The organism is Streptomyces sp. NPDC041191 (assembly GCF_055591945.1).
Window position 1 is genome coordinate 198,964 of sequence record NZ_JBVIZC010000003.1, and the last position, 22,628, is coordinate 221,591.

Here is a 22,628-nt window from a genome sequence, read left to right on the forward strand (position 1 = left end):
AGGAGGCCGTACTTTCCATGCCCAAGCCCACAGAACCCGCAGACGACGGCGAACTGGAGCCGGTTCGTATCCCGGATCCGGAACTGGAGGGAATCGAGGCGAGCGTCCGGCGGCTCATGGAGCAGTCGGCGCAGCAGGCCCGGCAGCTCGACCACCTTGCCTCCGCTCCGGCCCCGGACCAGTCACCGTTCGCCGCGTTCGGCATGTCCGGATTCGGCGGACGGCCTCCTGCCGCACCGCCGGAGCCCCGCCCGATCATGGAACTGGACGGGGAGGAGCGCGAGGACGAACTCGACGCGCTCAGCGACTGGGTGGACGACTTCTTCCTCCCGGTCTACGGGGCGGAGGTCACCACCGCGACGCCCTGGTGTCTGCAGTGGCAGGAACACGACGACGTCGTGGCCTGGCTGCATGCCCTGTGGCTCTCCTACCAGCAGCACAAGGAGCCCGAAGCCGGTCTGGCCGGGATGCTCGTGTGGCACCGGGACTTCCTCACCCACGCCGTCGCGGCGATCCGCGCGCCCGGCGGCCCGCTGTCGGCCTGTATGACGTCCCCCGACCGTCCCGCGCACCGCCTGTTGCCCGGCCCGCCGCCGTCCGTGCGTACGGACACGGCGAGCGCGGCGCAGCCCGCCGGTTCCGCGGAGCCGGACGAGTCGACATCGTGAGCGGGGGACAGCAGTCGGCTTTCGGCCTGAGCTTCGACCCCCGCGCGTTGACCGATCTCCTCCAGGCACCCGGCGACATCCGCGATCTCACCCTGGCCTACCTGCAGGAAGTCGTGAACGCACGCCGCTTCGGGCAGCGTCTCGACGGCGACCTGGAGGGCTACCGCAAGCTGTTCGTGGACGCCCGCAAGGACTGGCGCGTCGTCTACGGGGTCCGCCCCGCGCCTGCGGAATCCGTACATCAGCGGGAGATCCACGTCGTCGCGGTCCGGCAGCGCGCGGGCAACGACGTCTACGACACCGTCGGCAAGCGGTTGGGTATGGCCCGCCGGCCGCTGAGCGCCCGCACCCACGCGGCCCGCTCCCGCTCCCCGCAGCTGACCAGCCGTGCCCCTGTACCCCGGCCCGGTCCGCCGTCCTCCGCGATGCCGGGCCTGCCCCGCCCTGCGCAGAGCCTCGTGCCCCATCACACCCGCTGAACCAATGGAGCGTCGCCTATGCCCCCTGATCCCGCCCCGGCATCAGCCCGGCGTGCGGTCTCCCCGCTCGACCACCGCATCGAGGCCGTCACCGGCCACGATATCGACACCCTGTGGTCCTACCGCGACCGCGGCGTCCTCGACGAACCACACGCCCAGCTGGTCGACCGCCACCGCGTGCTGGCAGACGCCCAGACCGGCGTCACCTTCTACCTCAAACTGCTCAACCGGCTGACCAGTGGCGAGTTCCCCGTCGACGGCGCCCTCTTCGCGCGCATCGACCGCACCGTGGACCAGCTGGCGGAAGCCGCCGACGCGCGCGACATCGCCGCTCAGAAGGTGCTCGCCGCCTTGGAGCCCGTCGAGGCCGCCACGGCACCGGCATCCGACGGACGACCGCTCTCGGCCGAGGACCAGGCGGCGCTGCTCGCCATCGCCGGCGGCGCCAAGCTCCACGAACACCTGCTGACCAGCCGGGCATCCGTGACCGCCTCCTCCGGAACCCGCATCCCCTACCCCCAGGTTCAGGCGCTGGAGCGTGCCGGCCTGGTCGTCCGGGACGCCAGCCGCCCCGTGCACGCCGGCCAGCCGGTCGTTCTGACCGATGCCGGTCGTGCCGCCCTATTCGCCGCTCGCCGAACGCCCGCCACCCAGGTGACGAAGCCCCCTGCACGCCCCGGCGCATGGCCATCCACTCCAGCCCAGCGACTGTGATGCTCAACGAAAGGCCCTTTTTGTCCTCCACTGAACCGGCACTCGCCGGGAAGTCCCGCCCCGAAGTCGACTTCGGTCTCGATGGCTTCGACGCCGACGACGAGGTCTGCCACGACTTCTACCATCAGGTCGCCGTCAGCCAGCACATGCTCATGCCCCTCGCCGAGCATCACACGGTCGATGGCGTGCACAGCTACTACGTCCTGTTCGACGGTTCTGCCACCTGGGGGGTCCCCGGCATGCCGCAGCTGATGGCCGTCCACCTCCAACGGAACCAGCAGGAGCAGTCGTTCACCTTCGGTATGGCCCGGCTGCCGCTGCCTGCGATGGCACAGTCCTGGCTTATCCACCGCGGCTGCCCGCCCGACGGCATCGGCCTCGACCCCGAGCTGGGGCCACCGCCGGCGGACGAGGCGACGCGCGCCCTGGAACGCCGTCTCGCAGGCGACGGCGACCACTACGCCATGGGTTACTCCTACACCTGCGACGACCCGGACGACATGGTCACCGTCGTGGCACTGCGCGCCCTGGACAAGCAGGCTCCCCGTCCGTTCCGCGTCCTGGTCGATGAGGTCGACACCAACGCATGGACCCACACCCTGCGCGAGGGCGGCTTCGAGACCAAGGCCGAGGCCCTGAACTGGTGCAACGATCGGCTTGCTGGCGAGGCTGGCCCCCTGCCACCGGTCCGGTCGGCAACTGCGGGCATACACCTGACCGGCCTGCCGAAGGGCCCCGCTGCACGCCCGACCGGCCGTTCGCGCTGAACGCCATCGCCTACGAGAGCGGCGGAACATAGCCGATGAACGCCGGTTAGCCAAACCGGCGATTCTCCGGACTCTTATACAGCCGCCGGGACGACACCCGCGGCGACCACCCATGAAATCCCTATGCCTTTACGGAGGTCTCTTCCGCATGCGTTCCACCCGGATTGCCATCACCGCGGCGGTGATCGGCGCACTCACCCTGCCGGTGCTGTCCGCCACCACTGCCGGCGCGGCGCCCGCCACCGTGCCCGCGGCCCTCGCGACCAGTTGCCACGACCTGCCGCCGCTGCCGTACGAGGTGCACACCGCGGCCGTCACCATCCGGTCGAAGGCCACCACGAACTCCACCGCGCTCGGCATCCTCTACCGCAGCCACAAGTTCACCGTGCACAGCAAGAGCGGCAACTGGCTCTACATCACGGACAGGACCACGGGCGTCAAGGGATGGGTCTCCGGCACGTACGTCTACCGCGATGTCCGCATGTGCCTCAGCTGAGAACCGCCCCGCACCCTGCCCGTTCCACCGGCTGAGTCACCGGACCGGCGGTAAATTCCCCGCCTTCCCCTCCGGTATCGCCCTCCGGAAAGGAAATCTTCCCTTGTCTGACGACATACCCGACGGCAGCGAAGACGTCGTGGGCGTGCTCACCGAACGGATCGAATCCCACTTCGGAATAGGCATCGGCCACTTGAAGGCCGCCGTTACCGGCGACCCGGCCGCGAACCCCTACGTCACCGACGTCATCAAGTGGCACGGTCTGCTGCTCGACGCCCAGGTGGTGCTCGACCGTGCGGAGGACGACCTCCTCGCCGCGCTGGAAACCCAGCCCAGCGAGGTCGACGACCCGACCCTGGACCTCGCCCACCGCGTGAACGCGGCCGTCACCGCACGCGACGGCCGGGCCCTGGTCGTGCGGTGGCTCCTCGACCCGGACGCTCCGGGGAAGAAGAACCCCGCCGTCGAACGCCTGGTCCAGCTTCGCTCTCGTACGGGGCCGGCGGTGCAGACCAGTCCCGCGCGCCGTCCCGCAGGAGTACCCGCGGCGGCGTCGGTGTCCCAGGCGGGAAGGGGCGTCCGGTGAGCGTGCGATTCAAGACCAGCACCATGGACGGCGAGCTGCAGGAAACCTTCGGCGCCCCGGTCTCAGAGCTGTACGAGACGGCTGCCGGTCCCGATGCCTCTCCCGCGCTCGCCCGGGCCATGGAACTGCGCTCCTTCCTCGCTCTGACCGAGGAGCAGGTCGCCCGTGTCCGCGACCGTGTCCACGTTGCGATGGACCCCGGCCGGGACATGAACGACCTGTCCGTCGACACACTGCGCATGGACGTGTACTGGCTGGATGCGGCACTCGATGCGCGCACCGGCTACCGCGCCGCCCTGGGCAAGTTGCTGAGCGCCCTGCCGTCCTCCGAGCAGCCCCGGCCCGTCCAGTTCGTCCAGTCCAAGGTCGCTGCCGTCCTTCCTCCGTCCGCCGCCCCGGCACCATCGAGTGCCGGGGCGGCCCGGGCCCGCCGACCGTGAAAGCCCCCGCTTGCCCCACCTCACGTCCACCGAGATAGCCGGGCGGATCGAGGACCTGTACGGCGCGCCGCTCGCCGACCTCGAAGCCTGCGCCCAGGACCAGCCGCCCGGCATGCTCGCCGCCCTGCTCGGCATGCACACCGCCTTCGCCCGCGCCGAGCGCAGCATCGACGTCCACCGTGATCATCTCGCCCGGCTCCTCCACCCGGACCGGCAGATCGGTCGGCACGAGGTCTCCCACCTTCTCGACGGCGCCCGTCGGATCGCCGAAGCCGTCGCCGTCCGCGACACCCAGGCCACGTCGGTCTCCGCCGTCCTGCGGAGCCTGGCTCGCGTCCCGATCCCGGCACCGCCCCCGCCGGCACCTTCGCCGCCCCTACCGGCCCCGCCCCGCCCGGCCCAGAGCACGGCGCGAAGCCGCTGACCCAGGCGATCCCCTTCACCTTCCAGGAGTTCCCCCTTGGCCACCACCGCTCTGCCTCCCGACACCGACGCCGACATTGCCCGGGTCACCGAGGCCCTCGCCATGATCACCCCACGCTGGAACGTGAGGATCATGTTGGCACTCTCCGGTCCCCCCCTGCGCTACAGCGAGCTGGCGACCCGAGTGCCCTGGCTGCAGAACGGCCAGCTCCACCCCAAGCTCACTTCCCTGTGTGACGCCGGGCTTGTCGAGCGCACCGAGCACACCACGCGGCACGTCACCTACGGACACACCGACCGCGGTGCCGCCCTGCTGCCGGTGCTTCCGCTGATCGTCGCCTGGGCCGAGAAGCACCTGGAGAAGCCGGACCGCCCGCTGCCCGCGATCGAACAGGTCGAGGACAGCCTCACCCTGCTCACCCGGCGGCACGCCGCCGCCCTGCTGTGGGCGCTCAAGCAGCGCGGAGAAGTCAGCGGCCGGGCCCTGGCGAGCATCGCCATGCCCAGCAGCGACTGGACCAACGTCTACCCCCCACTGCGCCAGCTGGTGGCCGACGGCCTGGTCGACACCGACGGGATCGGCCGGCCCTACCGGCTGTCCGCAGCGGGCGACGCTCTCGGGCCCGTTCTCGGCGCCCTGTCCGCCTGGTCCGCCGGGCAGCCCCTCACCCATGCCGACCAGCACCCGGTCTGGGGGCACCCGCGGGCGGCACCCACACCGAAACCGTGGGTCAGCAACCAGGCCCGGCCCGCTCCCGCAGCCCTTCCGTCGGCCCAGCCCGGCGGGGCCTCCCGGCCGACATGGCACCACCGTGATCTCTTCTCCCACGCCACCCCTGCCCGCCCGATGGCGGCACTTCCGGCAGGAGGTCCGCGCCGATGACTGCCCTGTTCACCTCCGCTGTCCTGCACCACGCCATCGAGCTGCTGGCCTCAACGCCGCTGGTCCGGCTCATCACCGAGATCGACGACAACGGGGCGATACCGCAGCGACGACTGGCCGGCTTCTTCCCCGACCTCTCCCGGCACCACCTGCGCCGCGCGACCGAAGTGGCCCGCACCCACGGCCTCGTCCGCGCCACATCCGGCACCACCCTGGAACTCACCCCGTCCGGCTCGGAGCTGGCCGACCTCTACGACGCGACCGCCCGCTGGGCCCGGCACCACGCCTACCCGGCACCGGCCTGCGACTTCAGCACCCGCATCCGGCACACCTTCGGTCTCCTGGCGCCCTCGCTCGTCACCGGGCACACCGACGGCGTGTGCCACCAGGACCCCCAGGCCGAGACGGACCTCGCCCATCCCCGCACTCTGCTGCTCCAGTGGCTGACCCGTAACCCGCAAGTCACCGCTCCGCCCGAGCCGGTCGCGTGAGCGCAGCAGTCACACCCCGGCACGCGCGCCACACCGCCGGACCGATGGGCGGCATCTACCTGCCCCGCACGGCAGACGCCCTCGCCTCCGCGATGTCCACCTACGGCATCCCGCTCCTGGTCCTGGCCACCACACGCTCCGCCGCGCTGACGGGCGCCGCGTTCGCCCTGGAATGGGTCCCTAGGCTGGCGGCGTTCGGCTGGGCCGGCTCGGTCGTCGACCGGCGCGGGCCTGCGATCGTCTTCCACCTCGCTTCCCTGGGACGCGCGCTGGCCCTGGCCGCCGGCGCGGCCCTGCTCCACCTTTACCCGTCCGGCACCGTGGCGAGCGTGACCGTGATGGTGCTCGCGGCGACCACCGGCCTGCTCACCGAGATCAGTTACATCGCCTCCGAGACCGCGGGCACCGCCGCCGGCCGCCGAGCCGGTGAACGAGCCCACCGGGTCCAGGCCGTCCTGCTCGGAATCGACCAGACCGCGGCCTTGGCCGGCCCGGCGCTCGCCGGACTGCTCCTGCTCACCGGCCCGCCACCGATGCTCGCGGTGATCACCGGACTCTCGCTGCTCGCCGCGCTGCTCGCCCTGCGCACACCGCCCTCGCCGGTCGCCCCGGCCCGTGCGTCGAAGAGCAGCACGGGTACGGGGCTGATTACCGGCTGGCGGACCATCCGCTCCCTGCCCGCGCTCGGCTGGCTCGTCACCGGCCTGACCCTGTCCAACCTGGCCACCGGCCTCCTTCAGGTGGCCGGTCCGGTGATCGTCGTCGAGCACTACGGCCAGACCACCACCGCCGTCGGTCTGGTCTGGTCCGCCGCTGCCGCCGCAACGCTCCTGACCGTCACCATCTGCCGGTTCGCGGTCGACCGCCTGGGCCTGTGGCCGGTCGGCGCCGCCTGCGCCGCCCTGGCCTCGCTCGCTTGCCTCGCCGCCGCCCAGGCCCCCAACTACCTGTCCTACCTGGTCCTGGTCGCGGTGCTCATGGCGGCCGAAGGCGGCATGAGCGTGGTCCTGCGCACCGTGCGCTCCCGCCTGATCCCGCCGGAGCAGTTCGGCAGCACCCTGTCGGCGACCATCCTCATCCTCCTGCTGCCCTTCCCTCTCGCCGGCGTACTGACCGCATTCACCCCGCCCGACGCACTGGGCCACGTCATCACAGCCTGCGCTGTACTGCAGGCCCTCGGCCTCTTCTTCGCCTTCGCCCGGCTGCGCACCGAGCCCGCCCTGCGCGCCTGAATCACTCTGCCTTTCCCCAGCCTGTGGAGAACTCTCCGATGCCCTCTGTCCGCGAGAGCACGATCACCGAACGCTTCCGCACCTTCGACTCCCGCAACCCTGACGTCTACCGCGCCCTGGAGCGCATGACTGCCCGCCGGATCGCGGCCGGTGCCAGCCGCATCGGCATGAAGGACCTCTTCGAGGACCTGCGTCGTCTTCGGTTTGGGGGGCTGAACAACAACTTCACGGCCCTCTACGTACGGAAGCTGGTGGCCGAACGTCCCGAGTGGGCTCCCTTGTTCGAACTTCGCCGCCGGCGCGCCGCCTGACCCACTTCACCATAACCATCCACCGGATCCGGAGAACCTCTTCTTGTCTTTGCAGGCTCCCGCGTTCTTCGCCGAACTCGAGCTTCCCTTCCCCGACAGCACCGTCGTCGGGAACACCTACTACGCCACCCCCATGGCCGAAGGCCCCGTCCGGCTTCGGATCGACTTCGCCCGAGCGCGAGTCGCCGACGAGTACAGCGGGCTCCGGCTCGCAACCACCCACCCCGACAAGGGCGAACTCGACTTTGTTGTCCTCGACTTCGCGGACCATGAGACCTTCCGGCGCCGCGACGAAGCCCGCGGGCTTCGCCCAGGCCACATGGGCTACGGCACGTTCAGCACGTACTACCACGGTGGCCCTCCCTGGAAGGGCGCCGATGTCACCGGGCTGCGTGCGGCGATCGAGCAGTACACCGCGGTCTGGTTCCCCGGTGCCTGGGCCACGCGGTCACCCAGCCGCACGGCGGGCCGCACCGCACTCAAGGCGGTTGCTCCACCGGTCACCCGCAACGGTTCCCGCACCCGCTGACCAGCCGCATCGTTCCCCTCAGCACGTGGAGTTGTCCTTGCCCGCCCCTGACCTGTCCGACGTCGACGGCGACGTCTACGTCGTCCCCCGGTACCTTGCCGGGTCCTCCGGCGTCGGTGACGCCGGCTTCGCGCCGGTCGCCCACTGGCCCCACCACGACCTCGACGAGGGCCCCCACCAGCTCGTCGTCACCAGTCCCGATCACCGCATCCGCATCGGGTGGGCCGGGGATGATTACTACCTGTGGACGATCACCGCCGCCCCGGACGCGGTGTCCGCGCACCGGTGGACCGTCACCGCCAACCAGAACACTCCGCCCGAACTCGTCGGAGCCCTCACGGCCGCGCTTGCCGAGGACTGGTCCCCGGACCAGGACCGTTTCCTGTCCGCGCCCGCCGGGTGGGGCGACAGCCTCACCCGGCTGGCGGGCGCCGGATGGCAGCTTCGTCACGCGGGTCCCGGAGTGATCGGCGCCCTCGCGCCCGACGGCCAGGCCGGAGCCGTCGCCGATCTTCGCCGCCACGGCGCCGATGACGAGGTCTTCACCCTGTGGGCCGGTCCCGAGGGTTGGGGGACTCAGGCGGAGATTACCTTCACCGCCCGCACCCCCTCCTACCTGATCCTCGCCGTGACGAAGGCATTTACCGACCCGGCCCCGGTCGTCCGCCGGCGCGAGACCCTCCATCCCGAGCTGGCCGTCCGCGCCCAGCTCACCCCGATCACCCCGCCCCGCCCCGCGGTTCCGACCCCGCGCGATGTCCGCCCCCGCATCGCCGCGGGCCGCCCCGTCGCGATCGGCAGCGTCCCGCGCTGGAGCACCAGCACTCCCTCCGCCCTGCTGCCCGCCCGGGCCGCCGCCCGGCGCTGACTCTCCCCGCAAGGACGGACTCCACGTTGCCCCTGTTCGCCGCGCAGTTCTTCGAGCATCACCTCGCGCTCCCGTACGCCGAGGCGGCCGTCGTCGGTGACGACTACTACGCCCGCCCCACGCCCGACCTCCCTCTGCGGCTGCGCATCGGCTTCGCCGAAGGCCGCGTTCACCATCGCTATGAGGGACTGCGTCTCCAGATCGTCCACCTCGAACGGGGCCGTATCGATGCCCAGTTCCTGAGCTTCGCCGAGCACGGCGCGTTCAGCGCCCGCGACCAGCGGCTGGGCAGCAGGCCCGGATCCGGCACGTACGGCTCCTTCACCGACTGGCACTCCACCGACACCCCGCCGTGGACGGGCATCGACGTCACCCGACTGCGAGAAGCGATCGGCACGTACGTGCAGGTCTGGTTCCCCGGCGCCCCGGCGGTGAGAACGGCACGGCTTTCCGTCGCCCCGACGCCAACGCCACCCGCCTCGATCGGCACCACCCGCAGGCGGTGACGGAAACACCCCTCCCGCCAGCATCTCGACTACGCACTCGCGCTGACGCCTCGGCGCCCGCAACCTCTTCCTCCTCCTCACCGACAGGACTTCCCCACCCTCATGCGTCTCCGCCTCGTCCGTCCCCTCCACCTGGCCGTCGCCGTCGCAGCCTGCGCGGCGGGCACGCTCGCCACCACCCCGGCCCTGGCCGCCCCGGACGGCGTCGGGATACTGGGGCCCGGCTACACGATCCCCGACTCCGACGGCAACGCAGCCTCCTCCCACATCGGCGCGTACGGGCCGCCCGGCCCGGCTGTCCACGGGCAGGCCGAGACCTACTGCGCCGATCCCGAGCGCAAGGGCCCGGCCGACGCCGGCGGCTACAGCGCCCCGAAGCCGGTGACGTCCTGGACGTCGTCGGTGACCGGGCAGGCCGTGCCCAAGCAGCGTCTCGCTCAGGCGGCGTACGTCATCGGCAAGTACGGCCAGACCCGGGACAACGCACAGGCGGCGGCGGTCGACGCCGTGGTGTACGAGTACCTGGCCGGAGGCACCTACGGCATCAACGGCGTCCGCGGCAAGCAGCGCCTGGCCTACCCGGTGGTCTCACCGACCGCTCGCACCCTCGCCCAGGGCTACCTCGCCGAGGCCGAACGCCTCGCCGGCCCCTACACCCTCACCATCACGCCCTCGGTGAAGACCACCACCGCCGGGACCAAGGTCACCGTCGCGGTGAAGGTCACCACCAGCACCGGCACGCCGGTACCGAAGGTGAGCGTCGCGCTGGCCGAGTCCGGCTCCGGGACCGCCTCGGGGAAGGTCACCACCGGCACGACCGGCACCGCCCAGTGGCAGTTCACCGCGAAGACGGCGGGCACCGCGAGCGTCACCGCGAGTGCCGACGGCCTGCCGGCCACCGACCTTCAGGTTCTCACCCCGAAGAACCCCGCCGCCCAGCGCATGCTCCTGGCGGGCGGCACCACGAGCGTCAAGGACGCGGCGACCGTCGCCGTGGACGAAGCGCCCGGCGGCCTGACCATCCGCAAGAAGGACACCGAGGGCACCCGTATGGCCGGCGCCGCCTTCCAGCTCCTGGACAAGGACGGCAAGCAGGCCGCCGAGGGCACGACCGACGAGCAGGGCGTCCTCGTCATCGACGGACTGCGGGCCGGCACCTACCGGCTGCGCGAGACCTCCTCCGGCAGCCCCCTGCACGACCTGGTCCCCGAACAGACCATCACCATCACCGCCGGACGCACCGCCCAGGCCAACCCCCTCGACTTGGTCGACCCGTTCAAGAAGGCCGACTTGCTGCTGAAGAAGGTCGACAAGAACACCGGCCAGGCCCTCGCGGGTGCGGTCATCACGATCCGGGCCGACCAGACGGACAAGACCGGCAAGCACGCTCCGGGCAAGATCATCTCCACGCTGACCACCGGTACGAACGGCACCGCCCACGCCGAACTTGACGTCACTCTCCGGGCCGGCACCCGGTACTGGGCCGCCGAAACCACCGCCCCCGACGGCTACCAGCTCGACACCACCCCCGTCCTCTTCACCGCGAAGCCCGGCGCCGACGTCACCGTCACCCTCGCCGACCAGCCCGTCTCGACCACGCCGCCGAGCCCGAGCACCCCGCCCCCGACTCCGCCGACCACGCCTCCCGCCCCGCCCACCGCACCCCCGGCACCGCCGAGCACTCCGCCGGCCCCGCCGAGCGCTCCGCCGTCCGGCGCCCTCGCCCACACCGGGGCCGACACCACGCTGTGGTTGATCGGCGGCGCGACCGCTCTGCTCGCCGGCGGTTCCGGCCTCTACCTGTTCAGCCGTCGCCGACGCACGAGCGACACCACCGGCTGACCGACGAGGGTTGCCGTCTCCTGCCACCGCCCCTCCCACTCGGAGCACTCGCCATGAAGCATCACCCCTTCCTCCCGACCCTGGGCCTCGGGCTGACCGCCACGGCCCTGCTCGCCGCCACCCCAGCCGCCTACGCCGCCCCCTCGCCCGTCCCGACCGCGGAGGCATCGAAGGCCACCACCGACGAGGCGCCCACCGGCGGACTGCGTCTGGTCAAACGGGATCGTGAAGGCCGCCCGGCGCCCGGCGCCTCCTTCCAGCTGGTCGATTCGGCCGGAAAGACGATCGCCGACGGCAAGACCGCCGCCGACGGAGTCCTGACCTTCACCGGCCTCGCCCCGGGCATCGCCCGCCTCAAGGAAACCGCCTCGGGCAGCCCGCTGCTGGACACCGTCCCCGACCAGGACGTCGTCATCCTCCCCGGCGAGCCCTCCACCCTCCAGATCACCGACCCGTACAAGCCCGCCGGCCTCACCCTCAAAGTCACCGACAAGGCCACCGGCAAGGGCCTGGTCGGCGCGGCCGTCAACATCACCCCCATGGGCGAGAGAGGCATCGTCACCCTGACCACCGGGAAGGACGGCACGGCCACGGCATCCCTGCCCGTCGGGAAGAAATCCGGTACCACCTACACCGTCACCCAGACCAAGGCGCCCTCCGGCTACCGGCCGCAGGTCACCTCCGTCAAGGTCATCGCCGCTCCCGGCACGCACATCACCACCTCCCTCGCCAGCACCGTGATCATGCTTCCCACCCAGAAGCCGACCGCACGGCCCACCCTGACAGCCACCAGCCGACCGACGCCCACCAGGTCTCCGGCCGTCGGCATCCCGTCCGGAAGGCCGAGCCCTTCTTCGTCGCTCCCATCCGTTGCTGATGACGGCACCGCCATGGCTCCCGCGGCGCCGACCACCTCTGCCTTCAGTCCGGCGGCCTCCTTGGCGAACACCGGCTCCGCCACCCGCCTGCTGCTCGCCGGCGGCGTGCTACTGCTGTCCGCCGGAGCCGTCACCGTCTACGTCGTCCGTCGTCGCGCGAAGAGCGTCTCCGGCACCGGCCGACACCGACGTACTGACGTCACCTGATCCACCTCCACCGGTGACCGGGTCAAAAGGCCCTCACGCTCACGGGCTTCCGCTACGCCGGCCGCAGCCGCGAGTGGGTCCGCCAGGCCCTCGGCTGACCCAGAACCCCGCACAGACCCCTCCGCGGCACGGATACTCGTCGAACCGGCGGGCCCGGACGTACTCCTCGACCTCGGCCTGCTAGGCCGTGTTTGGAACGTCCCGTCCGTCCTGCGGTCCCGGCCCGCGCGTACTCCACGATACCTGGGTAAATGAGGTCTATTTTGGAAAAATAGACCTACACATGCAGGCAGGGATGATGAGTAAGAGGGCACGGAAGCGGTCAGCGAAGTTGCGCCGGGGGGCAGCGCCGATGGCGGATAGCGAACCATCGCTGCCGATCGATGCGGCCCTGAGGCAGACGGCACAGAGCGCCCGGTCGGCTGAACCGATGCCGTTGAAGCAAGTCGTCGGCCTTATGGAACTCGTCAACCGGCCGATCCTGCCGGCGGAACTGCTTCGGTTCAGCGAAGAGGAACTGCTTGCCATCCATAAAGGACTGCGGAGCTTCGCCAACGTCTGCGCGACCGCTGGGGGGCACCGCCATCAAATTCTAGGGAGCGATCGTTGTTGATTGAATTCGTGAGACGATTCCCGAATGCCTCGTGGAGAACTGACCAGTGGCTGCGCCTGGAAGCGGTATTGCCGCCACTGCGCGGGGGCGGGCGCTCTTGTAGAGGTCACGGCAGATCCGTACGGCCCCACCGCACCGTGCCACCGCGCCTGGGCGAGACCGGCGAACGTGGTCTTCCCCGCGCCGGGCTGACCGGCGACGACCACGACGACCGGATGTTCCTGCGGTACCGCGCCCCGGGTTTAAAGGACAGATGCTCGGTAAGGAGTCCGGCCGGCTGAACCTCGTTCCCGGCGTCCCCGCATACGACATGAAGGTCCGGTGGAGCGCGCCGAGACTTATTTTGAGGCCCGACCCATCCCCGCCCAGCCCGAAGGCCCCGAGAACCATGTGGTTCTCGGGGCCTTCGGCATGCCCGGCAGGGCTTCACGGCACCCGATGCCCGGCGGCAAGAGCCGTATTTCGCTGGAAGGGTCAGACACGCATGGCAGCTGCCGACACGAGGCTTCCAGCCACCCAGACGAGCAACACGGCCCGCCCCGGGTAAGACCATTCTTTTCTGGAAAAGGTAGTTCGCCGGAGGCAGACAGGAAAGAGGCCAGAAAGACTGGCCAACGCGGGCGAGAGCATGTCAACGTAGACAACCTTGCAAGAAACCCCAGGTCAGAGAGGTGATTGCCCGTGGCCGTGGCTTCCGTAAGCCCTGGTTTCTCAACGATCGTAAAAGCCCTTCGGCCTCGCGATTGGCAGCTCGGTTCCGGACAGCCCACGCTCGTCCTGGACCAGTTCCGTGCGGACGACTTCCACCTCATCGTGGATGACCGCGCGGACGTGCACGTCAGCAGCAAAGACGGCCGGTTCTACCTCGGCTGGTTCCCGCTCGGCCGCCCCGGCACCAACGGTGAGGGATGGAAGATCGCCGTCACCGGCACGGCCGAGGTGCGCGGCTACTCCCTGTCGTTCGACACCGAGACGCCGACCGAGATCGTGGCCGCCGCCGTGGCACGCGTGCTGCAGACCTCGCGCCGCGTGTGACAGCCCAGGGACCCCGGCCGGCCCCGCTTTGAGTGTGACCGGCCGACAGCGCCCCTCACCCATTTCTCACCCCCAGGAGGCTGTTCGTGACGTCCCCGGAGATGACCGTCGGCGATCTCATCGACCTGCTGTCCGCCTGTGACCGGGACGTTCCCGTTCGCCAGGCCATGAATCCCTTCTCCCCGATGGCGCACCGCCTGGCGCAGGTCGTGCAGTCCGTGGACGAGACCGGCCAGGCCGTCGTCTACCTCGCCGAGGGACGCGACGAGAACTCACAGTTCGGGCATCTGCCACCCGAAGTCGCCGTCGCCCTGACTTGGCAGGAACCCGTCCAGGCACCCCCGCGCCGCCCTCGCCGCAGCGCCGGCGGCAAGTAACCTCACCGAGCCTTTGGAGGCGCCCCTGTACCCCGACTTTCCGCCCCTCCCGTCCACCCCGCCCGAGGGACAGCCCGCGTTCTGGGTCGGCCCCCGGCACCTGGCCGGTGACGACGGGCGCCTCTACGACACCGTCGCCGACACGCTCGCCGGCCTGGGCTGGACCAGTCTGACGATCGTCCGCGGTCGCCACGAGCCGGACGAAGCCGAAGAGGACCGCCAGGTCCTGCGCAGCACCGTCCTGCACATCAGCCCCGACGCCCGTCGGTGGGCCCAGTGGAACCTGGCCGACGAGCCGTTCTACCTGGGGGATCTGTCGATCGCCTGGCAGATCTCGGCCCGAGCGGACACGAGCAGTCCGCTCGCAGGGTGGTCGGCCTACTTCACTCCCGATGTCCCCGGCGAGGCCGTCGCGGACTTCCTCGTCGCACTCGACGCCCGCGACCAGCCCGCCGTCCCGCTCGGCGGACCCGAGTTGGTCCTCGACGCCGTCGCCGCACATGGCTGGCTCCGCGACGTCGACCAGCCCCAGACGGCAGCGACGGACCCGATGTTCACCTCGCACTTCAGCCTCGGTGCGGTACCGCCCTTCATTCAGGACGGTGACCCGCGCGCCCTGACTGCCGAGGCCGACGAGACGGGGCCGGCAGGGTGGCAGGCGTGGGCCGAGCCCGTGTTCGGTGCGCCGTACTTGTGGGTGGCGTCGTTCGGCAGCAGCGTTCCGCACGACCTGGTCGCCGCGTTCGCCGTCTCCCTCAGCTCGACCGCACCGGTCCTGCGACGGGTCCTGCCCGAGGCCACCCAGGAGCGGCTCCTTCGCGCGCCGGCCAACTAGGGCTTCAAGCACGTCCGTCTTTTTCTACCACTCGGAGGTGGTTACTTGCTCTTCGCAGGATGTGACTGGTCGGACCAGTGGCTCGACGTCGCCGTGGTCGACCGGACCGGAGCCGTCCTCGACGAGACCCGGATCGTCTATGCCGACAACCCGGACCCCGTCGCCCGCTACCGGGAATTCCTCGCACCGCTGGGACGAAGGTGGCGAGCGACGGTGACCGGGATCGAGGACGTGAACATCCTGTTCGCCCGCTCGCTGGCAGCTTCCGGGATGAACGTCGTTCATGTGGATCCCACCCGCGCTGCCCGTTACCGCGCGGCCCTGGGGCACCCCAAGACAGACCGCGCCGATGCCAGGCTGATCGCCTCCATGACCCTGGCGGGCGAGTACCGCCCCTTCGTCGCGAATTCTCCGGCGGCGGAGGCACTTCGTGTCGTGGCACACACCCACAGGGCAGCCGTGGCCAGCCGGGTCGAAGCCCTGCACTGCCTGCGAGCGGCGCTGATGCGGATCTGGCCGACGGCCGTATCGGCGTGGCCGGCCAGTGTCGGAGGGCTGCGCAACCCTCAGGCGCGAGCTGTCCTCGCCGCTGCCCCCAGCCCCCGCGCCGCAGCCCGGCTGGATCGCAAGAGCCTGGCTGCGCTGCTGACCGCAGCGGGCAGGAAACGCACGGTCCAGGACGAGGCCGAACGCCTGCGCATGCTCTTCTCCCGCCCGGTGATGCTGCTCGACCCCCGTGTCGAAACCGCCGAGGCCCTGCGTATCGGGCACCTCCTGGCGACCCTCGACCAGGCGGTCCGGCGGGCCGAGGATCTACAGCGGGACGTGGCTCAGCACTACACCGCCCATCCGTTCCACCCGTTGGTGGAGGGCGTTCCCGGGGTCGGCACCATCCTCGGTGCCTACCTCCTGGCGGAGATCGGGGACCGGCCCGTCGAGCGCTTCGGCAGCGGGCGCTCCCTCGCCGCCTACGCGGGTGTCGCTCCCGTCACCTGGGCCTCCGGCCAGACGGTGAGGGTCTCCTTCCGCCGGGCGTCCTCCACGCACCTGAGGAGCACCCTGCATACGGTGGCCTTCTCCATGGTCAGCCACTCACCAGGCGCCCAGGCGTACTACAAGATGCGCCGCTCCGCCGGCGACACGCACGCCACGGCGTTGAGAAAGCTGGGACGCAAGATCGTCCTGTGCCTCTATCGGTGCATGGCCTCCGGCCTGCCGTACGAGGACGCCACCGCCTTCGGCTACAACCCTGCCGACAATGGCACTTTCGCACGCCAGCGGCGCGGGCCACTGACCGAGGAGCAGGTCGCGCACGCCCGCGACATGCTCGCCGTTCCCGGCACCACCGTCACCGCCACGGCGCGAGCCTTCGGAGTCAGCACCCAGACGATCTACCGGCACGTTCTCGGCCGGCATCGGGCCTGATGCCCCGAGCACACGCTCGATCCGAGAGCAGAGGCGTTCACCGCGCGGCGGTGGAGGCCCCCGTTCTCGGCCAGAGCGGGAGAGGCGGGCGGACCGCGGTACGCCCGAAGGTATCCCCGGGCCCCTGAGCCCCTACGTGGGAATGGCGCCCACGGACCCGCCCGCCTTGCCGAACACCAGCAGAGCCCGGCCTCCCGTACGAGGGAGGCCGGGCTCTGCTGGTGTTCGGCGATGGCCGTCCCGGACTCACGGGATGTACGGGTCTGCGAAACGGGGCACGCATGCACGAGCCCCGGATACGGCGGAGCCCCGGCCGCACGGAGCGGCCGGGGCAGACGGACCTCGGGGTCAGCCTGTCGCCGCGGCCTTGACGAGAGCCTCATCAAGGTAGCGGTCGACGAGGGCTGGGGAGCCGGAGAGGACCAGCAGCAGGCTGCCGTCGCGGATCGCGGTCTGCTTGACCACGGTGCTCCGAGTTCCGGTGGAGAAGGTCAGGAGCTGGCTCCACTGCTCGTCGCCGAGATCGTGGGGTGCGCTCAGCTTCTGCGAAGTGATGGAGATCGGGGTGCCACCCGCGACGACCTGATAGGCCGGGCAGCCGGTCATCGCGTCGAAGATCCGGCCGATGCCGTCGGACAGCTTGTTCGCGCTGTCGCTGTACAGCTCCTCGGAGACCTCCGAGCTGTTGCCTGCGTAGGTGAAGGTGGCCTTCGCCTTGCGCGGGAAGGCGAGCGTGCCGCCGGTGGCCGCGTCGCCGCCCAGCTCGTTCAAGGCTGGGCAGCCGATGACGGTGACGTCGTCGTGCCGGGTGGGACGTTCCGGCTTGCGCAGGTAACCGCTGCCGAGGTCGCGCTCGTCGAGCAGGCGCGTCTTCAAGATGGCCGAGGACAGCGGAGCTGCGTCCCGGCCGATCCGGGCCGGCCTTTCGGCGCCGACGGAGGAGGTGGTGGTGTCGGGCTTCGTGCGGGTGGTGCCGCTGGAGCAGGCGGGCACGGTGAGGAGAGCGGCGGTGATGCCGAGGGCGGTGGTGGCGATGCGGACGCGCATGACGGAACTGACCCCTTGATGCTTGGCGACGGGTGGTCAGTGCGGGCCCGTAGGCCCGGTGGGGTTGTAGGTGTGGGGGTCAGTGGCCGAGGTGGCGCAGGCAGTCCTCGAACGTGGCGTGCGTCGCGTCCGCCGGCCCGGCGCTCCGGTTGTACCAGGCGGTGTCGAGACGGGTCTCCTGCTGCTGGTGGCCGGCCCGGCACCGCAGCCAGATTTGGTCGCGGGTGGACAGGACAAGCCAGTCCCGGTACGCGCCGCACTCGGCGCAGGCGACCATCTCACCGTCGAGGACGATCGGCTGCCCCCAGGGCATCATGCGACCGTCGAGCTGGTCGTGGCTGGGCACCCGCAGGTCCGGCGGCAGGAAGTCGTCCACCGCGGCGGCCGGCTCGTTGCACTCCGGCTCGGACGTCGGTCCCCCGATTATCGGTGGGGCCTGGTCCTGCAGTCGCATCGACATCTCGACGAATCGGCGCTGCGCCTCGCTGAGCTCCGCCGCCCGGCGGCGTATTCGGTGAAACACCCTGACGTCCTCCCTTGCCTCGTCCTGCTCGCGTCATGATCCTCCCCCACGCTCCCGGGGGTTTCAATTCACATAGTCAACAGTCACCTTTGACGAGGACGAGGGCCTCGACAGCTCCGGCTTACCTCGTCCCTTGTCCGACTTCGTGGCGCCCATCGCGCCGAGGTCCCTGGAGAAGTGCTGCTGAGACCGGGGCCGGCCGGGGCGGTCTACAGCCTCCGCTCGGGAGACGGTGAGCACGAGCATCCGGTCGGGGCCTGCGGTGCTACAGAGCCAGGGCCCCGGTTCCACCCGCCGCGTTACAGGTAGCGGATGGGCGGTGGTGCTTGCGCCGTCTCCGGTTCTGCCCTCTCTTCTTCGGGTTCCCGGGGTGCGGGGGAGGGGAGGGGCAGGCCCTGGAGGGGCAGCCACACCCGGTGCTGCCTATCCGTCTCGCAGCACTCGTCGTAGCGGACGCCTACCTTGAAGTCGCTCGCCTTCACGTCCTTGGGGAACGCGGCGTCGATGCGGCAGCTCATGATGAGCGATCCCCGTCGCGGGAAGTTGGTCCCCTCACTGTCGTTTTGCAGCTCCTCGCATCCGGCGTAGAACGGACCGGAAGACAGCTCGCACAGGCCGACACTTTCCAAGGGCAGGCAGTCGGGGAACTTCGACGGCTTCACGAAGAAGGTGAAGCCGTAGTTGTGCCCCACCCACAGACTGTTCGGGGAGGGGATCTTCGGGCGCCGGTCGTCCGTCACCGTCATCTGCACGGTCAGTGTGACGTGTACCTCGCCGGGCTTGTCGTACTGTCCGCCGTCGCCGTCGACATCAGTGGAGAACCCTCGCCAGGCGTACCCGTAACGCCAGTCGTCGATCGTGACCGCAGTGAGCTTGGGCGTGATCGGCTTCGGGGAGGTCGTCGCCCTGGGTGCGGGCGCAGTAGTGGTCGGCGCCGGACTGGAACTGGGGGCGGGAACCTCCTGGGTGACAGAAGGCTTCGCATCGGCCTTCGGCTTCGGCCCGGGCGGGACGGCGCACGCGGTTGCGGTGACGGATATGGCGACGGCCGCGAGGACGCGGTGGCGCATGGTGGCCCCCTGGTGGTGAGCTTGCTGTGGACGAAGAGTAGCGATCCAGAAGAGGGCCGGACCCGTTACGCGAGCATCGGTCCGTCTTTTCGCCCGGGTCGAGCTTTTCGAGGCGTGGTGTCGCCGCGGGAGGGGTGTTGCCGACGCTGCGGCCCGTCCTTCGAAAAGGGCTACCGGGACTTGCCGACCGCACCTTCTCCGTTGCGGCGTCGGCCAGGTGAAGAGGGCCGGGTCGTTGCTCTGTGCATGGCGGACGGGGCACCGGCAGTGCCGCTCACGGGCAGTTCCGAGGCGTCAGCGGGCAGGTCGGCCATCCTCCGCATCCGCCACACCAGCACGTCGCTGACCGAGTCCGCGGTGTCGAGTTCACGGCGCTTGACCACGTCGGACAGGAGGGTGACGGGATCGTGGCCGGCGGCTTCGGCGTCCGCGATGGTCGCCGCCAGGGCGTACCAGCCGGGCTCGGCGAGGATCTGCTCGGCCAGAGCGGGCAGCGCCTCGCGCAGCACGACCGTCTGCCGCTGGAGCAGGGGTCGGCTCAGACGCCGGCCCCGCTGGTAAAGCACGCCGAGAGGACCGGCGGCGGCCTCCTGATAGGCGGAGCGTAGGTGTTCGGCGGCCCGCGCGGCAGCGGCGGCCTGCTGCGCGTGGCCCTTTTTCGCGTGCCAGTGCGCGGCGACGGTGACCAGGAAGAACAGCATGTCGATGGCCATCGCGGTGCTCGCGCCGTCCTCGCCGCGGCCGAGAGCCGGGCCGCCGTGGACGAGGTCGCGGGCGGCCTGGCGCAGAGCCCGGTCGTGTCCGCGTACGGCGCGGACGTGGGAGCGAGAGGCCCGTTCGAAGGCCGTTGCTGCGTCGCGAAGTTCGCGGCGGGTGTGGGCGGCGGACGTCTTCGCGAGGGCGTCCAGGACCTCGCCGGCCGCGGCGATGTGTGCGGCGGCGACCGCGTCGTCGCTGTGCTCGATGACGAGCATGGCCTGCCACACGGCCGATGCCGTTCTGCGGCGGGCAGCGGCCGGGGTGCTCGCTTCGGGACGGGTCGCATCCTCCGGCCGGGGAACGGGGGCGTCCTGGGTGGCGCCGGACCAGCGCTCCCGGATGCGGGGCAGTGAGAGATCGGGGGCGAGGCGCGCGCCGGGGTAGAACACTGGTTCGCCTTCCTTGTTCCGGTCGTCGGGCAGGGCGACCTTGTATCCGAGGAGGTCACCGGAGGGCGCGGCGCGTTTGCGGATCAGAAGGCCGGCGCCGGCGAGCCGATCGAAGAACTCCTCCTCGCTGCTCACGCCGGCCACCGCCCGGCGCACCGTCTCGCGCAGTTCTTCGCGGGCGGTGCGCTCGCGGCCCTGGCGCGCCGCCTTGTGGCGTTCGGCGCTGGTGGGCCGCTGGGCGGCGGTGCCATCGCCGGGCGCGACCTCGTGGAGCCCGAGTTCCTTCTCGATGAGCCGGGCTTCGGCCTGGGCGCGGGCGCCCGAGCGGAAGTCGTCAGGGCGTCGGCCGTCCTCGCGGACGAGCGTGGCGACGATGTGGATGTGGTCGTCCGCGTGCCGTACGGCGGCCCAACGGCAGCCGGGCTGTCCGTCGCCGGGGTCGATGCCGGTGGCGGCGACGATCCGGCGGGCGACCTCGGCCCACTCCTCGTCGGACAGGGTCCGGTCGCCGGGGGCGGTGCGGACGGAGGTGTGCCATACGTGCTTGGCGGGCCGGGAGTGCTTGGGGAGGGCCTGTACGGGCTGGTCGAGTAGCTGCTGGAGGGCCTTCAGCGTGGCGTCCGGGTCGCGGCCGGGGTCGGGGGCCATGCCGTCGAACGAGGCGACGAGGTGCGGGTCGGTGTGTTCCTCACGCTTACCGGGGCCGTAGAGGTAGGCGAGCAGGCCGATGGTCCGGTCGCCGGGGTCGTTGACGCTCGGGATCATGCTGCCTGCCGCTGTTCGAGGACGGCGGTCGCGGCGGCGTGCACCGCGTCGGCGGCCCGCCGCACGGCCGCGAGGCTTGCTTCCAGCTGAGGGGCGGTGGCGTCGGCACCGGCGTTGAGGGCCTTCGTCACCTGATTGAGGTTGCTGCCGGCCCAGCCGAGCTTGCGCCGACTGTCGAACAGGGCGGTCAGGACATCGCGTTCGGTGGCGATCTCGGCGTTCGTTCGGTCGAGATCCCGGGCTGCGGCGAGCGCGGCACGGGCGAGGAAGCCGCCGACGGTCAGGTTGCACTGGGCGGCGGCGGAAACGATCAGGGCGTACTCGGCATCGTTGAAGCGGGTCGTGCGCAGGTGGCGGCGCTTCTTCTCGGGCGGCTGACGCGGACGCTGACGGGCGGGACGCTCACGAGGTCGACGATTCGGCGTGCGTTCCTCCTCCGGCTTCGATCCGCCCTCGGTCGAAGCCCCCCGGACCTGCGCCCCCCGGTGCAGGTCCTCTCCCGCCCCTTCAGGGACGGGCTTGGCGGAAGTACTACTTCCGCCCCAACTTGCTCCCCGGCACACCGAGTTGATGTCGGCGTGAGGTTCCGGGGCGATGCTGTTCTGGGTCGGGTTCGTCATCGGGATTCGGGCCTCGTGGAACGGATGCGGAGCTGGATGGCGGCGGCCAGTTCGACGACATCGGTTGGTCCTGCCAGGACACGGACAGGGTCGTCGGGGCAGCCCTGGACGAGCCACTGGCCGGTCGGAGCGAGAACGGCGGCGTGCAGGAGCCGCCGGCGGACCAGGACGTCCGCCCAGGCACCGGCCTCGGCGGCCGTGGGCGCGGACGAGCGTGGGGGACGCGGAATCACGGCGCACCTCCTCAAACGGGGCGGTGGCCCGGCGTGAAGCCGGGCCACCCATGCGGACACGGGCGTTGAACTGGGGTTTTTCCGGCTCAGCCGCACTCGGGGCAGCGCCCGACGTGGCTGTTGAGCGCACGGGCCATCCGCTGCTTGGTCGATGCGGCCTGCTTCGCGCTGGATTTCGCCGCCGGACTGCCCTCGTGTCGCTTGGAGTGGGCGATCATGAAGCCGATCTCCCGCTCGTATTCCGTACGGACGATGTTGAACTGGTGGCAGGTCTTCACCTGGTGCTCCTTGGCGTCGTGGTGTTGATGTTCCGCAGCTCCTGGAGGACGAGGCTCAGCCGGTCGTTCCGGCCGCCTTTCAGTCCCTCGCGGCGGAGGATCTCCCGTAGCTGGACCCGGGTGATCGCTTCGTTGCCGTCCCGTTCGAGCAAGGCGGGGACATGGGGCCGGACCTGCTGGACGAGCTGGTCCACCGACTGTTCCGGCTCGCGCGGCGGGCGCTGCGTCTGCGAGGCGCGGGCTCGGCCGCTGTACTTCTCCTTGCTCTTGAACCTGTTCTTCGTGGTCGTCTTCCGCCGGAGGGGGACCTTGTGTCCCCGGTCCCCGGTGGGTTCGGTC

General features: G+C 70.7%; 30 protein-coding genes and 1 pseudogene. 22 read left to right on the forward strand and 9 right to left on the reverse strand.

The window, feature by feature from the left end; genetic code table 11:
• Positions 1–116: 116 nt before the first annotated feature.
• From ACZ6AQ_RS06920 to ACZ6AQ_RS07005, 18 genes are all read left to right on the forward strand, one after another.
• On the forward strand, positions 117–668 hold the full coding sequence (locus tag ACZ6AQ_RS06920; RefSeq protein ID WP_468758561.1) for a DUF4913 domain-containing protein: 552 nt from the start codon (positions 117–119) through the stop codon (positions 666–668).
• On the forward strand, positions 662–1,147 hold the full coding sequence (locus ACZ6AQ_RS06925) for a hypothetical protein (RefSeq protein ID WP_468758562.1): 486 nt from the start codon (positions 662–664) through the stop codon (positions 1,145–1,147). The genes ACZ6AQ_RS06920 and ACZ6AQ_RS06925 overlap by 7 nt, the downstream gene beginning before the upstream one ends.
• Positions 1,148–1,165: 18 nt before the next feature.
• On the forward strand, positions 1,166–1,861 hold the full coding sequence (locus ACZ6AQ_RS06930; RefSeq protein ID WP_468758075.1) for a hypothetical protein: 696 nt from the start codon (positions 1,166–1,168) through the stop codon (positions 1,859–1,861).
• Positions 1,831–2,628, forward strand: coding sequence for a hypothetical protein (locus tag ACZ6AQ_RS06935; RefSeq protein ID WP_468758077.1), 798 nt, complete (start codon positions 1,831–1,833; stop codon positions 2,626–2,628). Before ACZ6AQ_RS06930 ends, ACZ6AQ_RS06935 begins: the two co-directional genes overlap by 31 nt.
• Positions 2,629–2,776: 148 nt before the next feature.
• Positions 2,777–3,124 carry an SH3 domain-containing protein gene (locus ACZ6AQ_RS06940; RefSeq protein WP_468758078.1) on the forward strand — a complete coding sequence of 116 codons (348 nt, stop codon included), beginning with the start codon at positions 2,777–2,779 and terminating at the stop codon, positions 3,122–3,124.
• A gap of 103 nt (positions 3,125–3,227) precedes the next feature.
• Entirely contained in the window at positions 3,228–3,710 is a 483-nt protein-coding gene (locus ACZ6AQ_RS06945) for a hypothetical protein (protein ID WP_468758080.1), read from the forward strand.
• Positions 3,711–3,733: 23 nt separating this feature from the next.
• Positions 3,734–4,150 (forward strand): hypothetical protein, encoded by a 417-nt coding sequence (locus ACZ6AQ_RS06950; protein ID WP_468758563.1) that lies wholly within the window; start codon positions 3,734–3,736, stop codon positions 4,148–4,150.
• A gap of 10 nt (positions 4,151–4,160) precedes the next feature.
• Positions 4,161–4,574, forward strand: a complete 414-nt coding sequence (locus ACZ6AQ_RS06955; protein WP_468758081.1) for a hypothetical protein — start codon at positions 4,161–4,163, stop codon at positions 4,572–4,574.
• A gap of 36 nt (positions 4,575–4,610) precedes the next feature.
• Positions 4,611–5,456, forward strand: a complete 846-nt coding sequence (locus ACZ6AQ_RS06960; RefSeq protein WP_468758082.1) for a winged helix-turn-helix transcriptional regulator — start codon at positions 4,611–4,613, stop codon at positions 5,454–5,456.
• Entirely contained in the window at positions 5,453–5,947 is a 495-nt protein-coding gene (locus ACZ6AQ_RS06965) for a regulator (RefSeq protein ID WP_468758083.1), read from the forward strand. The genes ACZ6AQ_RS06960 and ACZ6AQ_RS06965 overlap by 4 nt, the downstream gene beginning before the upstream one ends.
• On the forward strand, positions 5,944–7,179 hold the full coding sequence (locus tag ACZ6AQ_RS06970; RefSeq protein WP_468758085.1) for an MFS transporter: 1,236 nt from the start codon (positions 5,944–5,946) through the stop codon (positions 7,177–7,179). Before ACZ6AQ_RS06965 ends, ACZ6AQ_RS06970 begins: the two co-directional genes overlap by 4 nt.
• 38 nt (positions 7,180–7,217) lie before the next feature.
• On the forward strand, positions 7,218–7,490 hold the full coding sequence (locus ACZ6AQ_RS06975) for a hypothetical protein (protein ID WP_468758086.1): 273 nt from the start codon (positions 7,218–7,220) through the stop codon (positions 7,488–7,490).
• A gap of 43 nt (positions 7,491–7,533) precedes the next feature.
• Positions 7,534–8,019 carry a hypothetical protein gene (locus tag ACZ6AQ_RS06980; protein ID WP_468758088.1) on the forward strand — a complete coding sequence of 162 codons (486 nt, stop codon included), beginning with the start codon at positions 7,534–7,536 and terminating at the stop codon, positions 8,017–8,019.
• A gap of 37 nt (positions 8,020–8,056) precedes the next feature.
• Entirely contained in the window at positions 8,057–8,887 is an 831-nt protein-coding gene (locus ACZ6AQ_RS06985) for an SPDY domain-containing protein (protein WP_468758089.1), read from the forward strand.
• Between the two features lie 26 nt (positions 8,888–8,913).
• Entirely contained in the window at positions 8,914–9,393 is a 480-nt protein-coding gene (locus ACZ6AQ_RS06990) for a hypothetical protein (RefSeq protein ID WP_468758091.1), read from the forward strand.
• Positions 9,394–9,495: 102 nt separating this feature from the next.
• On the forward strand, positions 9,496–11,235 hold the full coding sequence (locus tag ACZ6AQ_RS06995; protein ID WP_468758092.1) for an MSCRAMM family protein: 1,740 nt from the start codon (positions 9,496–9,498) through the stop codon (positions 11,233–11,235).
• A 53-nt stretch (positions 11,236–11,288) separates the two neighbouring features.
• On the forward strand, positions 11,289–12,320 hold the full coding sequence (locus ACZ6AQ_RS07000) for an MSCRAMM family protein (protein ID WP_468758094.1): 1,032 nt from the start codon (positions 11,289–11,291) through the stop codon (positions 12,318–12,320).
• Positions 12,321–12,672: 352 nt separating this feature from the next.
• Positions 12,673–12,933, forward strand: coding sequence for a hypothetical protein (locus ACZ6AQ_RS07005; protein WP_468758585.1), 261 nt, complete (start codon positions 12,673–12,675; stop codon positions 12,931–12,933).
• Here the strand turns inward: ACZ6AQ_RS07005 and ACZ6AQ_RS07010 are convergent.
• On the reverse strand, positions 12,906–13,139 hold the full coding sequence (locus ACZ6AQ_RS07010) for a hypothetical protein (RefSeq protein WP_468758096.1): 234 nt from the start codon (positions 13,137–13,139) through the stop codon (positions 12,906–12,908). The genes ACZ6AQ_RS07005 and ACZ6AQ_RS07010 overlap by 28 nt on opposite strands.
• Positions 13,140–13,614: 475 nt before the next feature.
• Between ACZ6AQ_RS07010 and ACZ6AQ_RS07015 the strand changes: the two genes are divergently transcribed.
• From ACZ6AQ_RS07015 to ACZ6AQ_RS07030, 4 genes are all read left to right on the forward strand, one after another.
• Positions 13,615–13,968 carry an SPDY domain-containing protein gene (locus ACZ6AQ_RS07015; RefSeq protein ID WP_468758097.1) on the forward strand — a complete coding sequence of 118 codons (354 nt, stop codon included), beginning with the start codon at positions 13,615–13,617 and terminating at the stop codon, positions 13,966–13,968.
• A gap of 86 nt (positions 13,969–14,054) precedes the next feature.
• Positions 14,055–14,345 (forward strand): hypothetical protein, encoded by a 291-nt coding sequence (locus tag ACZ6AQ_RS07020; protein ID WP_468758098.1) that lies wholly within the window; start codon positions 14,055–14,057, stop codon positions 14,343–14,345.
• A gap of 13 nt (positions 14,346–14,358) precedes the next feature.
• Positions 14,359–15,180: an SPDY domain-containing protein gene (locus tag ACZ6AQ_RS07025; protein ID WP_468758099.1), complete on the forward strand. Its 822-nt coding sequence runs from the start codon at positions 14,359–14,361 to the stop codon at positions 15,178–15,180.
• A 45-nt stretch (positions 15,181–15,225) separates the two neighbouring features.
• Positions 15,226–16,605: an IS110 family RNA-guided transposase gene (locus ACZ6AQ_RS07030; RefSeq protein ID WP_468758101.1), complete on the forward strand. Its 1,380-nt coding sequence runs from the start codon at positions 15,226–15,228 to the stop codon at positions 16,603–16,605.
• Between the two features lie 348 nt (positions 16,606–16,953).
• Here ACZ6AQ_RS07030 and ACZ6AQ_RS07035 read toward each other — a convergent pair whose 3' ends face one another.
• The 8 genes and pseudogenes from ACZ6AQ_RS07035 to ACZ6AQ_RS07070 all read right to left on the reverse strand — a co-directional run.
• The gene (locus tag ACZ6AQ_RS07035; protein ID WP_468758103.1) at positions 16,954–17,652 is read right to left on the reverse strand and encodes a hypothetical protein; all 699 of its coding nucleotides are present in this window, start codon (positions 17,650–17,652) and stop codon (positions 16,954–16,956) included.
• Positions 17,653–17,731: 79 nt separating this feature from the next.
• Positions 17,732–18,175 carry a hypothetical protein gene (locus ACZ6AQ_RS07040; protein ID WP_468758104.1) on the reverse strand — a complete coding sequence of 148 codons (444 nt, stop codon included), beginning with the start codon at positions 18,173–18,175 and terminating at the stop codon, positions 17,732–17,734.
• Between the two features lie 299 nt (positions 18,176–18,474).
• Positions 18,475–19,245 (reverse strand): hypothetical protein, encoded by a 771-nt coding sequence (locus tag ACZ6AQ_RS07045; RefSeq protein ID WP_468758105.1) that lies wholly within the window; start codon positions 19,243–19,245, stop codon positions 18,475–18,477.
• Between the two features lie 170 nt (positions 19,246–19,415).
• Entirely contained in the window at positions 19,416–21,158 is a 1,743-nt protein-coding gene (locus ACZ6AQ_RS07050; protein ID WP_468758107.1) for a relaxase/mobilization nuclease domain-containing protein, read from the reverse strand.
• On the reverse strand, positions 21,155–21,778 hold the full coding sequence (locus ACZ6AQ_RS07055) for a plasmid mobilization protein (RefSeq protein WP_468758109.1): 624 nt from the start codon (positions 21,776–21,778) through the stop codon (positions 21,155–21,157). Before ACZ6AQ_RS07055 ends, ACZ6AQ_RS07050 begins: the two co-directional genes overlap by 4 nt.
• A complete protein-coding gene (locus ACZ6AQ_RS07060) occupies positions 21,775–22,011 on the reverse strand; it encodes a hypothetical protein (protein WP_468758110.1) in 237 nt (78 codons plus the stop codon). Before ACZ6AQ_RS07060 ends, ACZ6AQ_RS07055 begins: the two co-directional genes overlap by 4 nt.
• Positions 22,012–22,097: 86 nt before the next feature.
• Positions 22,098–22,289 carry a hypothetical protein gene (locus ACZ6AQ_RS07065; RefSeq protein ID WP_468758112.1) on the reverse strand — a complete coding sequence of 64 codons (192 nt, stop codon included), beginning with the start codon at positions 22,287–22,289 and terminating at the stop codon, positions 22,098–22,100.
• Positions 22,286–22,628: pseudogene (locus tag ACZ6AQ_RS07070) on the reverse strand (hypothetical protein); the annotation flags it as partial. The pseudogene ACZ6AQ_RS07070 and the gene ACZ6AQ_RS07065, both read right to left, overlap by 4 nt.